Genomic DNA, 14,239 nt, shown 5'->3' on the forward strand with positions numbered 1-14,239 from the left:
CAATTAGTATTAAACTGCCGTACACTAATTGCCATACAGATGTCATTTACAAAGAGAGGTTTCTTTATGAATTTCCAAGATTATTATTTGGATCATGAACTTTTTTTTCATAAAAATTGTGACATGCCACCACATCCAACAAAATATGGCATGCATGCCCATGAAATCTATGAATTGTATTATTTATTGTCGGGAAAAGGTGTGTTTACAGTTGAGGGGAATCCTTACGAACTAAAACCGAATAGTATGATGATTATGCGTTCAAATGAAGCGCATTATGTGCAAATGGATAGTGATCTTCCATATGAAAGAATTGTGCTCCACTTTTACCCTCAGTTTTTAGACCCTATCGATCCAAACAGAACATTACTTGCGCCATTCGATAACCGAGGTTTAGGAATCAATAATTATTATCCAGCCGGCTCTTTTTCTAACCAATTAGTTCGATCTTGTTTTAATAACATCCTTGAAATTAAAGAGAATGATTACCAAAAAAGAGTGGCCATTATCACTAATTTCTTAACGATTTTGAATGAATTAAACAAGAGCTTTCATAATAAAGATCCTCAATTATTATTTACTGACCAGAACTCTAAGATGACTGAAGTGATCAGTTACATCAATGAACATTTATATGAACAGATAAGTATTGAAACGATTTGTAACCAATTTTATATTAGTAAATCTCAATTAAATAATTTGTTTAAAAAAGCAACCAACACAACTGTATGGAAGTATATCGTTAGTAAACGATTAGTAAGCGCTAGACATCTACTTTATGACGGTGTCCCTGCGAATGAAGCGTGTATGAAATGCGGATTTAAGGACTATTCAACTTTTTACCGCCGATATAGAGAGTACTTTGGCACGTCTCCTCAAAATGATGTGAATAAATTCTGAGTTTCTATTGGATCCTTTTCAGTGTTGTTAATCTATTCTAGCGCACCTTTTAGATACTCCACATTACATTTATTCGTCAAAGTAACATCTGCTCTCTAGTGAGCTCTGCTTTTATATATTATTCACCTTTCTTTTCATCAACTTTCTGTTAAAACTTAATATTGATATGACCGACAAAAAGCGGAACTCCCTGATGCATGGAAGTTCCGCTTTCAAAGTTTTTTGTTAAAGTAACCGACTCCTTTAATTCAATAGATGCTCATCACCTAATGATTCTTGAATAAGCTCGTTCAGTTCATCTTCGTTATCAATTTCACTCAATTCTTTTTCATATCTTTCTTGTAGATTTTCTCTCGTCATTTCATAAACTTCCTTACCATCATGCATTTCGAAATTAAACGTCACCCAGTCCACATTTTGGATCAATGTGAATAGATAAGAGGCATTGTTAATAGCTACTTCTTTTTCATTTAATTCTGATTCTGACCAAGCATAGTTCACAACGATCCCATATGGTTCTTCTTTTGTTTTAAGTTCTATCCCACTAAAGTGTTGTGCACCTTGTAAATGAATAACAGTATTAACTACCGCACTGTTATCACCTACATAAGAATTTTTATACTGAAATAAATCAACATCAGTAGCAGTTGCATTTGAATGACAACCACTTAAAAAGATTAGTATCAATAATGAAAACAAAACCAATTTAACCATCTGTCTCAACTTCATCCCTCACTTTTTAAAATAACGTCAATCTTTAAGCATTAGTATAAGATGTAGCAACGTTTATCTAGTTAGTTTAGATACCTTAAGTGTACCATGCTTTACCTTTCTGTGTTGGTATTATTGTCTGAAACGCTATTGTATATCTCATTTATAATTTTGGATACAGAAAGCGTTCCATCCACTATAATATCCGAATTTGGTTTAATAGTCTTTAACATCTCAAGATATCCTCGTCTTCCACGTGAAATGTAATTTTCCATATCAAAGAGGATATTTTCAGTAGAACTATTTTTATAATCTCTTATTAGCCGCCGTGCCATTGCAATATCCAATGGTGTATCAATATATATAGTTAAATCAATCAAAGTACTTGTTTTCATATGCTTATAGGCAAACGGGTAGTCAAGTAAAATATAATCTAAAGGCTCAACAAGTGCCATTTTAATATCTTGAATGAGTGGATCTAAATTCCATTCATTATAATTAGCTCCATTATCAATCCAATCAATTATGTCATACGGCCCATCAAAATCGTAATCATCAAAAGAAATCACCTTGGAATTGATTAATTTATCATTCAAGTAATTTGTAATAGTAGTTTTTCCTCCACCAGAAACTCCAGCAATAGCAACTACAAGTGGTGTCTTTTCTTTTTCCATACACTTCCCCCGTATTTTCAAATGCTCTTCTAGCACAAACCTCCCCAGCACAACAATAATAAAGTTAAATTTACCACTTTAGCAAACATTACTTTATCTAGATATGATAGGTAATTGAAACCTTATTTTAATGGTGAAATGAGACTTTTTATATAAACCTAAAAAATATTGGAATTAATAAAATTAAGCAAACCATTACTAATGTTAGACCATAGATCATATTCTTATGATTTTTATTTCTATAATGGTACACAGATTGAATTGAATATAATATCATCACTAACACTATCATTAAAAGGCTATGAATATTTAAATTGTCTGTATTAAAAAATGCCCAAATAATGTTTATTAATAATAAAACTATAAAAGTACCATTTAATAATAATAATGGTTTACTCATTTTCATGAAATCCATCCTTTTGTAGAAATATTTTTTTGGCTTTGGTATTTATTGGGCTATAATTTGGAGCCTTACATAAAATATCCAAATAATCCTATCATTTTGATTAAAAATATATCATTTACAGTCTCACAGGAGCACTTTAATAAGCTAGAAATTTTATAAAATATGTAGTTGATTATGTCGAAGTATCATTAATTTAATAAAACAATTTAACCACCCGTTTACAATATAAGGATATTGAGCTAGAGTTATTATAATAACCTAAACTATTTTATTATTGAGGTGTATAAAATGAAAAAACTACTAATTGGAATTTCTTTTATTTTATTACTTACTGCTTGCGGTGACAATGATAAATCTGAAGAATATATTCAATGGGGAGATAATGTTAATACTATCGACATTGATAAATTAGAAGAAAACGGTATTTCTTATGAAATTGAAAATGACATTATTTACATACCTTCAAATGAATTTGATAAGGCAATTCTGTGTTGCAGTTAGAGGTAGAGTCTGGGACAGAACAAAATGCGGGCGTTCAAAAAGACAAATAATCTTTCTTCATAAATGCTACGGTTCTCATCGCTATTGAAATAAACTCGCTTTTTAGCGGAAACGGTCTCAGATAACTTCAGAAGCAAAAATCACTTCTAAAGTGGATCTCCAGCTCGTGCTTTTCCCGCAAGAGTCTCGCCCATTCCAGATTGCTTTGAAATATGTAAACAAATAGCCGGACAAAAAATAGTTAAAATACTATTTTTGTCCGGCTATTACATTGACTTATTTACTTTTGTCTCAGACTCTTACTTTTTCTTGCACTGTGTTAGCATTTGAAGTTCATCTAACCTAAGAACCCATTCATATCCGGGGTTTTAGGGGCAGTCCAGCTACAAGGGCTAGTCGCTCGCGTCATAAGCAGTTCCCCTCCAATGACCCACAAAAACAGGTCATTTACGGCGCTCTGCTTATGCGTGTCACGACTGGCGAGCCCTTTCCGCTTTCTGAACTTACATCATGCCGCCCATACCTGGCATTCCGCCACCCATGCCGCTCATGTCTGGTGCACCGCCAGATTCTTCTGGAATATCAGCAACAACCGCTTCAGTTGTTAGGAACATCGCTGCAACTGAACCAGCATTTTGTAGTGCTGAGCGCGTTACTTTAGTTGGGTCTACAATTCCTTTGTCGATCATGTTGACCCATTCGCCTGTTGCCGCATTGTAACCAACGCCAACATCTTCACCTTTAAGTTTTTCAACGATAATTGAACCTTCAAGGCCTGCGTTTTCAACGATTTGACGTACCGGTTCTTCAAGTGCACGAAGGACGATGCTAGCTCCTGTTTCCTCGTCACCTTCTAGGTCAAGGTCAGCTACTCTTGTATAAACATTCATCAGTGCTGTACCACCACCAGATACGATGCCTTCTTCTACTGCTGCACGCGTTGAGTTTAGAGCATCTTCAATACGAAGTTTACGTTCTTTCAGTTCAGTTTCTGTTGCTGCACCAACTTTAACGACAGCAACACCACCTGCTAATTTCGCTAGGCGCTCTTGTAATTTTTCTTTATCGAAATCAGATGTTGTTTCTTCTACTTGCGCACGGATTTGTTGAACGCGTGAAGAAATTGTTTCTGGGTTACCAGATCCTTCAACAATGGTTGTATCTTCTTTTGTTACAACAACTTTAGCCGCACGACCGAGTTGCTCTAATTGTGTTGATTTCAAGTCAAGACCTAAGTCTTCTGTAATCACTTCGGCGCCTGTTAAAGTCGCGATATCTTCAAGCATTGCTTTACGGCGGTCACCGAATCCTGGTGCTTTAACAGCAACAGCATTAAATGTACCGCGAAGCTTGTTCACAACTAATGTTGCAAGTGCTTCTCCTTCGATATCATCAGCAATCATTAACAATGGCTTACCTTGTTGAACAACTTGTTCTAAAACAGGTAATACTTCTTGAATGTTGTTGATTTTCTTATCCGTCACAAAGATGTATGGATCTTCTAGTACAGCTTCCATCTTATCTTGGTCACTAACCATGTATGGAGATGCATAACCGCGATCGAACTGCATACCTTCTACAACTTCAAGCTCTGTGTTAAAACCTTTCGATTCTTCAATCGTAATAACACCATCATTACCTACACGTTCCATCGCTTCAGCGATCAGTTGACCGACTTCTTCATCAGCTGAGGAGATCGATGCAACTTGTGCAATTGAATCTCTACCTTCGATTGGTTTTGAGATTTTGCGTAATTCTTCTGTTGCAACTTCAACAGCTTTTTCAATACCGCGGCGTACGCCCACTGGATTCGCACCTGATGCGACGTTCTTCAATCCTTCTTGAATCATCGCTTGTGCTAAGACAGTCGCAGTTGTTGTACCGTCACCTGCTACATCATTTGTTTGAGATGCGACTTCTGAAACGAGTTGTGCACCCATGTTTTCAAATTTATCTTCAAGTTCGATTTCTTTAGCAATGGTTACCCCATCATTTGTAATAAGAGGTGAGCCAAATTTTTTATCTAACACCACGTTGCGACCTTTAGGTCCAAGTGTTACTTTTACAGCGTCTGCTAGTGTATCTACCCCGCGCAACATTGCACGGCGTGCGTCTTCGCTAAATTTAATATCTTTTGCCATAATTAAATTCCTCCTTAAAAATCGTTTATTTCATTATGATTTTTTAACCAATAACGGCTAAAATGTCATCTTCTCTTAAGATTAAGTATTCATTACCTTCATGCTTAAGTTCAGTTCCTGCATATTTTGCAAATACAACTTTATTGCCTTCTGAAACTTCTGGAGTGATTTTAGCACCGTTGTCTGCTACACGACCTGAACCAACAGCAACTACTTTTCCTTGTTGTGGTTTCTCTTTAGCAGAGTCTGGTAGGACAATCCCGCTTTTCGTTGTTTCTTCTTCTTCAATACGTTCGATAATAACTCGATCACCTAGTGGTTTTAACATATTAAAAACCTCCTCCATATATTTTCATTTGTTAAATTTGTTCATTTTAGCACTCGACATTGTTGAGTGCTAACACAATTATTATGATAATCAATTCACTTTTATTTTGCAAGAGATTTACTTAAATTTTTTTGCGATTGAGCTCGTTAAAATCGTGATGATTAGTAAGTATTGACAAGTATTATTTAATTATATTCAAGGAGTGTGGTAAAATACATCTGCATGTGTATGTTATCTATATGAGGAGGTTTTTAATATGACGAAACGTTATCTAGGTGTTATCCTAGTCTATGCGTTAGCCCAACTATCCGTCTTCCCTGTTGTGTTATTCCTAGAAGGGTTAGACTTAGCACCTGTTGTATATAGTAATATTGTGATCGGTTGGCAGATTGCTAGTTTTGTTATTGCTTTGGTCGTTACTTTAATGTTGTTAAAATCAGAACGCGAACAACCTCGTGATCCTGATCGAGCAAGCACAACCATGGTCGTTGTTTGGTCAATACTTGGCTTTTTAATGGCTATGTTCGGCCAAATGATCGCTAATATGATTCAAATATTTGTATTTGGAATTGAACAACAGTCAGAAAACACCGCTCAAATTATGGAAATTGCACGAGCATTTCCAATCTTTATTATTATCATTGCGGTTATTGGCCCGATATTAGAGGAAATTATTTTTAGAAAGATTATTTTCGGAGAGCTTTACAAACGGACAAATTTCTTTATTGCTGGTACAATTTCAGGTATTGTGTTTGCATTGATTCATTTTGACTTTACACATTTACTTGTTTACTTTGCAATGAGCTTCGTATTTGCATTTGTTTATGTTCAATCAAAACGAATTATTGTACCCATCATGGCACACGTCTTAATGAACACATTTGTTGTGGTCGTACAACTATCGATTGATCCTGAAGAACTAGAAAACATGCTGGAACAAACAGCTCAAACATTATCGATCATTTTTGGAGGCTAGTTAAACTTTATGCGTATTTCACCTTTGTTTAATGCGTTTGTCTATTTTTTAATTGGGTCTGTGTTTGTATACTTTGCCTATCAATCAATAGAAGATACGGTATTAAATGGTATTACCATTCTATTAACGATTGTCGCAAGTCTTGAGTACGGAGCATCAATCCGATTAATTAAACTTCACAGGCGCATGAAACAACAAAACAATCAAACGAAAAAATAATCAGAATGCCCATTGTGGCATTCTGATTATTTTTTTACTCATCTACTGGGTAGTGTTTCATAAAGTATACGAGTGATTGAAGCTCAACTGCTAAATCGATATGATGAACACGTACACCTTCTGGAACGGTAATTCGTGCAGGTGTAAAGTTAAGAATCCCTTTAATACCAGAATCAATGAGCTCATCCGTAATTTGCTGAGCAACTGCTCCTGGTACTGTCAGAATTGCAGCTTGTACATTTTTAAGGCGCTCTGACAAATCACTAATATGATAAACTGTCACACCACCAATTTCTTGACCGACTTTCGACTTATCTGCATCAAACGCCATTTCAATCTTTGTGTTATTGTTTTTGGTGAAGTTATAATGTAAAAAAGCGGTTCCTAGATTACCAACACCAATTAATGCAACATTCGTTGTTTCATCTTGGTCTAATGTTTTTCTGAAAAAACCAAGTAAGTATTCAACATTATAGCCGTAGCCTTTTTTCCCTAACGCTCCAAAATATGAGAAATCTCGCCTGATCGTTGCTGAATCAACTTTTACAGCATCACTTAGTTCTTTTGACGACACTCTCGATTTACCTTGTAAATGTAAGTTATTTAAAAAGCGATAGTATAATGGTAATCGCTTTGCTGTTGCTTGGGGTATTTTACTCTGATCTGCCATCCTACATTCTCCTCTTCAATTAAATTCAAACCAGTCTATATCAAGATTATTTATGCGCTACCTACAGTTTACCAAAATTAAACCGATCTGTCCTATAAAAATTACAGTCAATAGCCAGTATAACCAAATGAAAGCATTTAGGTATACTTATTTGCTTGCTAGTTACTTCTTAAGTACGATACACTTAGACAGGATGAGGTGAAAAAATAATGATACTTATGCAAATTAATCAATTAACAAAACAATTTGGGGCAGAAACAATTTTGAACCAAATTAAATTAGAAATAAAATCATATGATCGAATTGCGATTGTCGGTCGAAATGGTGCAGGTAAATCAACCCTACTTAAAATCATGTCTGGTCTGATGTCCTATGACGAAGGTGAAATTCATCGACCAAAAGAAGTCACGCTCGGATATTTAGATCAGCATTCTGGCCTTGAAACACATTTATCCATTTGGGATGAGATGTTAGAAGTTTTCAAACCATTAATAAAAGAAGAAAAGCATTTACGTCAATTAGAAGAAAAAATGGGCGATCCCGATTTATTAGAAAACCCTAAACAATATGAACAACTGCTTCGACAATACGATCAACGTCAAATTGACTTTAAAGCTAAAGGAGGATATCAATATGAAGCCGATATTCGAAGTGTCCTTCATGGCTTGAATTTTCATGATTATGACTTTAATACACCGATCCACGAACTAAGTGGCGGACAAAAAACGCGTTTGGCGTTAGGTAAATTGCTTCTATCCAAACCCGATGTTCTTATTTTAGATGAACCGACGAACCACTTAGACATTGATACTTTAACATGGCTTGAAGGTTTTTTAAATAATTATCAAGGAGCCGTTGTCATTGTCTCTCACGACCGATACTTTCTTGATAAAACGGTGAACATTGTTTATGAACTATCTAGACATCAGTCTAAGAAATTTATCGGAAATTACACGTCTTACTTGGAGCAAAAAGCACTCAACTATGAACAAGAACAAAAGGCATTTGAAAAGCAACAAGACGAAATTAAAAAGCTCGAAGACTTTGTTCAGCGAAATATCGCCCGCGCATCAACAACAAAACGCGCTCAAAGCAAACGTAAAAAGTTAGAAAAAATGGAGCGCCTTGATGCACCTAAAGGTGACGAAGCAAAAGCAACATTCCAATTTGATATTGAAAAAAGAAGTGGAAATGATGTTTTAAAGGTTAATCAGCTAAGTTATCGTTTTTCTGACAGTGAACAACCTGTTTTTGAAAATCTAAGTTTTCATGTCAATCGCGGCGATCGTATCGCGCTTGTTGGTCCTAACGGTGTTGGTAAAACAACGTTACTAAAAACAATTATTGGTGATTATCACGCAACATCTGGTGATATAAAGATGGGGACCAATGTTCAAATTGGCTATTATGACCAAGAGCAAGCAAAATTACATTCAAATAAATCAGTCTTGATGGAATTGTGGGATGATTACCCTCACATTAATGAAAAAGATATTCGTACGATTCTCGGAAATTTCTTATTTTCAGGTGAAGATGTTTTAAAATCTGTTTATTCATTAAGCGGTGGAGAAAAAGCGAGACTAGCTTTATCCAAATTAATGATGCAAAAAGCGAATCTATTAATTCTAGATGAACCGACAAACCATTTAGACTTAGATAGTAAAGAAGTTTTAGAAGCAGCTTTAATTAACTATCCAGGTACAATTGTCTTCGTTTCTCACGACCGGTATTTTATTAATGAAATCGCAACACAAGTTCTTGAACAAGTTGAAGATCAGATGACCGTTTACTTAGGTGATTACGACTACTATGTTGAGAAAAAACAGGAAATGAAAGAAATTGCGGCATTAGAAGAACCGCAGATCGAAGAAAAAGATATTAGTGATGCAAAAGTTAATTTTCATGAAGAAAAACAACGAAAACAAGAAGAAAGAAAACGTCAAAGACGTATCGAAGAAATTGAACAAGCGATCCAAGATAAAGAACAACAGTTTGAAGAAAATGAAGCATTGCTCTGTGAACCAGATATTTTTCAAGATCATAAAAAATCGTTAGAATTAACCGAAGAAAACAATCAATTAACTCAAGATATTGAAACGTTAATGGAAGAATGGGAACATCTTCAGCTATCACTGCCTACTGATTAATCGATCAGTAGGTTTTTGTTAATAAACAGACTTATGCACAGAATCATACCGCAATTTGATAGTTATCAACGAACTTATACACATTATCCACAGATAACGAGCGATTTATCCACATTTTCTATCCACATACTCATGGTTATTATACCGTGTTTTAATAAAAATAATCCACATCATACCATTATGATGTGGATAAAGTTTAATTCTTACTATACATTTCAATATCTAAACCAGGATTTGCATTTAGATCCCATCCTGCTCGATAACCTTTTTCATAGGCGACCATACCAGCTGCACCGATCATCGCTGCATTGTCTGTACATAACCAAAGTGGTGGAATTTTGACTTGAATAGCACTTGAATCAAATCGATCTAAAAGTGCACTTCTCAAACCACTATTAGCAGCAACACCTCCAGCCACAATAATCTCTTTCACACCGTAATATTCTGCAGCACGATAGGTTTTCTCGACTAAAACATCCGTCACACTTGATTGAAAACTCGTTGCAATATCTGCAATCTCTACTGTTTCACCTTTTTGCTTCGCATTGTGAACAGTATTAATAACAGATGATTTTAAACCACTAAAGCTAAAATCAAAAGAACCCTCTTCTAACCATGCACGTGGGAAGTCAAATCGATCGACACCTTCTTGGGCAAGGCGATCAATCTCAGGGCCACCTGGATAAGGTAAGTTTAAAGTACGTGCGACTTTATCGTACGCTTCACCTGCTGCATCATCTCTTGTTTCACCGATCACTTCAAAATCATAATGATCGCGCATTAAAATCAACTCTGTATGACCACCTGAAACAACGAGTGCTAACAAAGGAAACGTAAACGGTTCTTGTAATTGATTTGCATAAATATGACCGGCAATATGATGAACACCGATTAATGGCTTTTGATGGGCAAAAGCTAACGCCTTCGCTGTACTTACACCGACCAGTAAAGCTCCGACTAGTCCTGGTCCTTGTGTTACAGCAATCGCATCGATCGATTCCATTTCAAGGTTTGACTTGACAAAAGCCTCTTCCAATACATGTGTCATTTGTTCAACGTGATGTCGTGATGCAACTTCTGGCACCACACCACCAAAGCGTTTATGACTTTCAATTTGTGAAGCGACCACGTTAGAAACCACTTCGTTTCCATTTTTAATAATCGCGACAGCTGTCTCATCACAACTTGTTTCAATTGCTAATATATATTGATCTTTTTTATCATTCATAATTTCACCCACATAACGATTGCGTCCTCTTGATTATCTGTATAATATTGCTTGCGAATACCTGCTGGCTGTAAACCGAATTTTTTATAAAGGGATTGTGCCGTTTCGTTAGACTCACGAACTTCAAGCGATAATTGATGAATGCCTCTCGCGATCGCTCGATTTAAAACATATTGAAATAACATTTTACCATAGCCTTTATTTCGATGACGTTTATCAATTGCTAAATTCGTAATCTGCGCATCATCAAATACGAACCATACGCCGCAAAAACCCACAATTTCTTGATCTTCTTCAATGACAAAGTAGTACGCAAATTTATTTTCTTCAATTTCTTTTAAGTAAATTTCTCGACTCCACGGCGTACTAAACGTTTCACGCTCAATCATTTCAACAGCATCTATATCTTTTCGATCCATATCACGAATAATGGGCTGGCTCATTTGGAACCATCCTTTTGGCTTTCCAACCATTTCGCTTCAGCCTCAACTAATCTCAAATACTGAGGAATAAGTGTATGCACATCATCTGGAGGATATTCTTTTGACTCAATACCAAGTAAACCAGGCTGTGTGACATGAAATCCTTTAGGCGCAAAATGTGCATGTTCCTTTAATGATTCCTGGATCATGGACTCGTACAGTTCAATGTCAGGACTTACAAAAACAATCGGTACATCTAGTGTCGCTAAACGGTCTAACCAATCCGTCATTTTTATATTTTGTTCTTCAATTTCTATTGTGCCGTCTGAGTTATACAAACCAGTAAACACTAAGCCGCGTCTGGCATCAAAAAACGGACATATTTTATAATCATACATCGTTAAACTGAGGGTTAAGATTTTTAAACTCGACAAACCCACAATTGGAATATCAAGTGACCATGCCATTGTTTTGGCAATCGATAGACCAATTCTTACCCCTGTATAAGAACCTGGACCAATAGCCACCGCAATTTTTGATAATTGACTTGGTTCGATATTCGCATCTTTCATTAAGCGATCAATAGCCGGCATTAATCGGGTGGAATGTTTGTTTTTGTTAATTGATGTGTACGACGCTATAATTTGCTTATCTTTAACTAAAGCAATTCCCATCGCATCATTTGAAGTATCTATTGCAAGAATCGTCATCTAAATAACTCCTTAGTAATATGTTTAAACATTCGACCAACAGGCCTCAAAATAATTTGACGGTGATCATCCTGCCCTTTTTTTATTTCTATGTTCAAACGTTCTTCTGGTAAGAAATGCTCAATATATTGTGGCCATTCCACAACAGTTACGCCTCCGTCTGTAAAATACTCATCAAAACCAATATCTTCATGACTTTCCTCTAAACGATAAGCGTCAATGTGATGAAATGGGATTTCACCTTGATACGACTTAACGATCGTAAACGTTGGTGAGTTAATCGTTCTTTTTACACCTAAACCTTCACCTAGCCCTTTTGTGAATGTTGTTTTCCCTGCACCTAAATCACCTGTTAGTGTCACAACATCATTTGGCCTTAGCAAATAACCAAGCTTTCGTGCAACTTGTTGTGTCTCTAATGGTGTATGTGTGTTAATTAATTGTTCATCCATTAAAATCACCTAATTTCGGTGGACATAGCCACCTCTTTTTAATAGCCGTACTTTTTCATCTTGATGTATATAAACAGTTGAATCCCCATCTGTTGCATAACCGACTTGAGTTACAGTTAGATTCGATTTTTCTGCAGCCTCTTGTACAATTGGCCAATCTTTTTCACTAACTGCGCCCAACAGTTCAAAATCTTCTCCACCAGCTAATATAAATTCTTCTTGTTTATTTGATTGTATTGACCTTAACTCATCAGAAATAGGCAATTGATCGTAGTCTAAATAAATCGAAACACCCGAGCTTTCAGCCAATTCATTTGCTTCGCTTGAAATACCATCACTGATATCATTTAACGCTACTCGGTTTAATACCTTCAATCTCTCTGCAAAATCAACACGAGGTGTCGGTAATCGATGACGGTCAATTAAGTAACGATGGCTTTCAACCCTTGGGTCATCACTTAACAATAAGTCCAATCCACATGCTGAGTCGCCTAATGTGCCTGTTACAAACAAAACATCTCCAGAGCGTACGTGATGCCTTAATCGCACTTTATCTTTTTCAACTTTCCCATTTATCGTAACTGATAATACAAGTTGGTCACCAGAAACCGTATCGCCACCAATTAAATCAATCTTATAAGCCTTGCTGATTGATTCCATCCCTTTGTAGATCGCTATTAACTCTTCATCAGTCCACTCTTTCGGAACAACGAGTGAAATAAGATACGATACAGGTGTTGCACCCATAGCAGCCATATCACTAATATTAGCTGCAAGAACTCGGTACCCTATATGAAAAGGATCCATTGTCTTTTTGGAGAAGTGAATGCCTTCTACAAACGTATCAACAGCCGTTACCACATCTTGATAAGGTTGACGAAATACAGCAGCATCGTCACCAATCCCTTTAATGATTGTATCATGTCGATAATAATTTGGTTTTATTTGTTTTATAAATTCAAATTCGTCCATGCCATCACATCCTTCTTCATTACCTCTATCATAGCAAAAAAACATTCGAATAGAAATTCGAATGTCTATTAAGATGCAATAGACAGTTGTAAAACATCTGTATGACAGTCACTCATAATAAATGAGCATACAAAAAAACTGCTTTTTCTGATCCGTTGAAAAGAAAAAACAGTCTGTAATCATGAAATAATGGCGGTCCGGACGGGACTCGAACCCGCGACCTCCTGCGTGACAGGCAGGCATTCTAACCAACTGAACTACCGGACCATTTTGGTTGCGGGGGCAAGATTTGAACTTGCGACCTTCGGGTTATGAGCCCGACGAGCTACCAGACTGCTCCACCCCGCGATAATATAAATATGATTTTGTTTAGCGACGTCCTACTCTTGCAGGGGTAAACCCAACTACCATCGGCGCTGAAGAGCTTAACTTCTGTGTTCGGCATGGGAACAGGTGTGACCTCTTCGCGATTGTCACTAAACAAAGTCAATATGAAGGATGTATCTTCAAAACTAGGGCCCACACGATGTGGGTTCGTTCGATGTTGCCACAGGACGTGGCGGTCTTAATCGAACCTCCATGTTTGAGGTTTGCACCTTCAAAACTAGATAAGAATGTAGACAAGGTCATATCGGGTGTTGCTTGGTTGAATCTAGCTTTCGTTCCCGACAACTCGTGTCCTTCCTTCACCTCTGTGCGATAAGTTATCATCGATTCGCCTATGGCTCATCGTGATGCCTTTATCTTCATCGGTTCAGTCCAGGCCTTTCGTTGTCAAACGG

The 14,239-nt window shown here is 36.5% G+C and carries 15 protein-coding genes, 2 tRNA genes and 1 rRNA gene; 5 read left to right on the forward strand and 13 right to left on the reverse strand.

The features are described 5' to 3' along the window. The first annotated feature begins 66 nt into the window (after nucleotides 1-66). Nucleotides 67-900 carry an AraC family transcriptional regulator gene (locus tag BLR62_RS07165; RefSeq protein WP_176759249.1) on the forward strand — a complete coding sequence of 278 codons (834 nt, stop codon included), beginning with the start codon at nucleotides 67-69 and terminating at the stop codon, nucleotides 898-900. Nucleotides 901-1,143: 243 nt separating this feature from the next. Here the strand turns inward: BLR62_RS07165 and BLR62_RS07170 are convergent, their stop codons facing one another. Both BLR62_RS07170 and BLR62_RS07175 read right to left on the reverse strand, forming a co-directional pair. Then, a complete protein-coding gene (locus BLR62_RS07170) occupies nucleotides 1,144-1,614 on the reverse strand; it encodes a DUF4825 domain-containing protein (RefSeq protein WP_245719426.1) in 471 nt (156 codons plus the stop codon). 110 nt (nucleotides 1,615-1,724) lie between these two features. Beyond that, a complete protein-coding gene (locus tag BLR62_RS07175) occupies nucleotides 1,725-2,285 on the reverse strand; it encodes a nucleoside/nucleotide kinase family protein (protein ID WP_090795257.1) in 561 nt (186 codons plus the stop codon). A gap of 694 nt (nucleotides 2,286-2,979) precedes the next feature. On the opposite strand from BLR62_RS07175, the gene BLR62_RS07185 reads away from it, so the two are divergent. After that, complete coding sequence (locus tag BLR62_RS07185) at nucleotides 2,980-3,192, forward strand: hypothetical protein (protein WP_245719427.1); 213 nt, start codon at nucleotides 2,980-2,982, stop codon at nucleotides 3,190-3,192. A 503-nt stretch (nucleotides 3,193-3,695) separates the two neighbouring features. Here the strand turns inward: BLR62_RS07185 and groL are convergent. Both groL and groES read right to left on the reverse strand, forming a co-directional pair. Then, complete coding sequence (groL, locus tag BLR62_RS07190) at nucleotides 3,696-5,333, reverse strand: chaperonin GroEL (protein WP_090795262.1); 1,638 nt, start codon at nucleotides 5,331-5,333, stop codon at nucleotides 3,696-3,698. A 43-nt stretch (nucleotides 5,334-5,376) separates the two neighbouring features. Continuing rightward, nucleotides 5,377-5,661 carry a co-chaperone GroES gene (gene groES / locus BLR62_RS07195; RefSeq protein WP_090795265.1) on the reverse strand — a complete coding sequence of 95 codons (285 nt, stop codon included), beginning with the start codon at nucleotides 5,659-5,661 and terminating at the stop codon, nucleotides 5,377-5,379. 256 nt (nucleotides 5,662-5,917) lie between these two features. Between groES and BLR62_RS07200 the strand changes: the two genes are divergently transcribed. Further along, entirely contained in the window at nucleotides 5,918-6,637 is a 720-nt protein-coding gene (locus BLR62_RS07200) for a CPBP family intramembrane glutamic endopeptidase (protein ID WP_090795268.1), read from the forward strand. Nucleotides 6,638-6,646: 9 nt separating this feature from the next. Further along, nucleotides 6,647-6,856: a YdiK family protein gene (locus BLR62_RS07205; protein WP_090795270.1), complete on the forward strand. Its 210-nt coding sequence runs from the start codon at nucleotides 6,647-6,649 to the stop codon at nucleotides 6,854-6,856. A gap of 34 nt (nucleotides 6,857-6,890) precedes the next feature. Here the strand turns inward: BLR62_RS07205 and BLR62_RS07210 are convergent, their stop codons facing one another. Beyond that, nucleotides 6,891-7,526, reverse strand: a complete 636-nt coding sequence (locus BLR62_RS07210; RefSeq protein ID WP_090795272.1) for a redox-sensing transcriptional repressor Rex — start codon at nucleotides 7,524-7,526, stop codon at nucleotides 6,891-6,893. 209 nt (nucleotides 7,527-7,735) lie between these two features. On the opposite strand from BLR62_RS07210, the gene abc-f reads away from it, so the two are divergent. Next, nucleotides 7,736-9,673, forward strand: a complete 1,938-nt coding sequence (abc-f, locus tag BLR62_RS07215) for a ribosomal protection-like ABC-F family protein (protein ID WP_090795274.1) — start codon at nucleotides 7,736-7,738, stop codon at nucleotides 9,671-9,673. 196 nt (nucleotides 9,674-9,869) lie between these two features. On the opposite strand, the gene tsaD is transcribed toward abc-f, so the two are convergent. The 8 genes from tsaD to rrf all read right to left on the reverse strand — a co-directional run bounded on the left by tsaD (nucleotide 9,870) and on the right by rrf (nucleotide 13,938). Beyond that, nucleotides 9,870-10,901, reverse strand: coding sequence for a tRNA (adenosine(37)-N6)-threonylcarbamoyltransferase complex transferase subunit TsaD (gene tsaD / locus BLR62_RS07220; RefSeq protein WP_090795309.1), 1,032 nt, complete (start codon nucleotides 10,899-10,901; stop codon nucleotides 9,870-9,872). After that, nucleotides 10,898-11,344 (reverse strand): ribosomal protein S18-alanine N-acetyltransferase, encoded by a 447-nt coding sequence (gene rimI / locus BLR62_RS07225; protein WP_090795276.1) that lies wholly within the window; start codon nucleotides 11,342-11,344, stop codon nucleotides 10,898-10,900. Before rimI ends, tsaD begins: the two co-directional genes overlap by 4 nt. Beyond that, nucleotides 11,341-12,033, reverse strand: coding sequence for a tRNA (adenosine(37)-N6)-threonylcarbamoyltransferase complex dimerization subunit type 1 TsaB (gene tsaB, locus BLR62_RS07230; protein WP_090795279.1), 693 nt, complete (start codon nucleotides 12,031-12,033; stop codon nucleotides 11,341-11,343). The genes rimI and tsaB overlap by 4 nt, the downstream gene beginning before the upstream one ends. Next, entirely contained in the window at nucleotides 12,030-12,485 is a 456-nt protein-coding gene (tsaE, locus tag BLR62_RS07235; protein ID WP_090795282.1) for a tRNA (adenosine(37)-N6)-threonylcarbamoyltransferase complex ATPase subunit type 1 TsaE, read from the reverse strand. The genes tsaB and tsaE overlap by 4 nt, the downstream gene beginning before the upstream one ends. Before the next feature lie 9 nt (nucleotides 12,486-12,494). Further along, complete coding sequence (gene thiL, locus BLR62_RS07240; RefSeq protein ID WP_090795285.1) at nucleotides 12,495-13,457, reverse strand: thiamine-phosphate kinase; 963 nt, start codon at nucleotides 13,455-13,457, stop codon at nucleotides 12,495-12,497. Between the two features lie 190 nt (nucleotides 13,458-13,647). Beyond that, nucleotides 13,648-13,724: transfer RNA gene (locus tag BLR62_RS07245), tRNA-Asp, on the reverse strand. Nucleotides 13,725-13,728: 4 nt separating this feature from the next. Continuing rightward, a tRNA-Met gene (locus tag BLR62_RS07250) sits at nucleotides 13,729-13,805 on the reverse strand. A gap of 19 nt (nucleotides 13,806-13,824) precedes the next feature. Next, nucleotides 13,825-13,938, reverse strand: a 5S ribosomal RNA gene (gene rrf, locus BLR62_RS07255). Between the last annotated feature and the right edge of the window lie 301 nt (nucleotides 13,939-14,239).

It is taken from the genome of Pelagirhabdus alkalitolerans, from assembly GCF_900096905.1.
Lineage (GTDB): Bacteria > Bacillota > Bacilli > Bacillales > Amphibacillaceae > Pelagirhabdus > Pelagirhabdus alkalitolerans.

Bases quoted from the DNA above. Each gene is read 5' to 3' on its own strand.
- BLR62_RS07165 (WP_176759249.1), top strand. From the start codon at position 67: ATGAATTTCCAAGATTATTATTTGGATCATGAACTTTTTTTTCATAAA.
- BLR62_RS07170 (WP_245719426.1), bottom strand. From the start codon at position 1,614: ATGGTTAAATTGGTTTTGTTTTCATTATTGATACTAATCTTTTTAAGT.
- BLR62_RS07175 (WP_090795257.1), bottom strand. From the start codon at position 2,285: ATGGAAAAAGAAAAGACACCACTTGTAGTTGCTATTGCTGGAGTTTCT.
- BLR62_RS07185 (WP_245719427.1), top strand. From the start codon at position 2,980: ATGAAAAAACTACTAATTGGAATTTCTTTTATTTTATTACTTACTGCT.
- groL (WP_090795262.1), bottom strand. From the start codon at position 5,333: ATGGCAAAAGATATTAAATTTAGCGAAGACGCACGCCGTGCAATGTTG.
- groES (WP_090795265.1), bottom strand. From the start codon at position 5,661: ATGTTAAAACCACTAGGTGATCGAGTTATTATCGAACGTATTGAAGAA.
- BLR62_RS07200 (WP_090795268.1), top strand. From the start codon at position 5,918: ATGACGAAACGTTATCTAGGTGTTATCCTAGTCTATGCGTTAGCCCAA.
- BLR62_RS07205 (WP_090795270.1), top strand. From the start codon at position 6,647: ATGCGTATTTCACCTTTGTTTAATGCGTTTGTCTATTTTTTAATTGGG.
- BLR62_RS07210 (WP_090795272.1), bottom strand. From the start codon at position 7,526: ATGGCAGATCAGAGTAAAATACCCCAAGCAACAGCAAAGCGATTACCA.
- abc-f (WP_090795274.1), top strand. From the start codon at position 7,736: ATGATACTTATGCAAATTAATCAATTAACAAAACAATTTGGGGCAGAA.
- tsaD (WP_090795309.1), bottom strand. From the start codon at position 10,901: ATGAATGATAAAAAAGATCAATATATATTAGCAATTGAAACAAGTTGT.
- rimI (WP_090795276.1), bottom strand. From the start codon at position 11,344: ATGAGCCAGCCCATTATTCGTGATATGGATCGAAAAGATATAGATGCT.
- tsaB (WP_090795279.1), bottom strand. From the start codon at position 12,033: ATGACGATTCTTGCAATAGATACTTCAAATGATGCGATGGGAATTGCT.
- tsaE (WP_090795282.1), bottom strand. From the start codon at position 12,485: ATGGATGAACAATTAATTAACACACATACACCATTAGAGACACAACAA.
- thiL (WP_090795285.1), bottom strand. From the start codon at position 13,457: ATGGACGAATTTGAATTTATAAAACAAATAAAACCAAATTATTATCGA.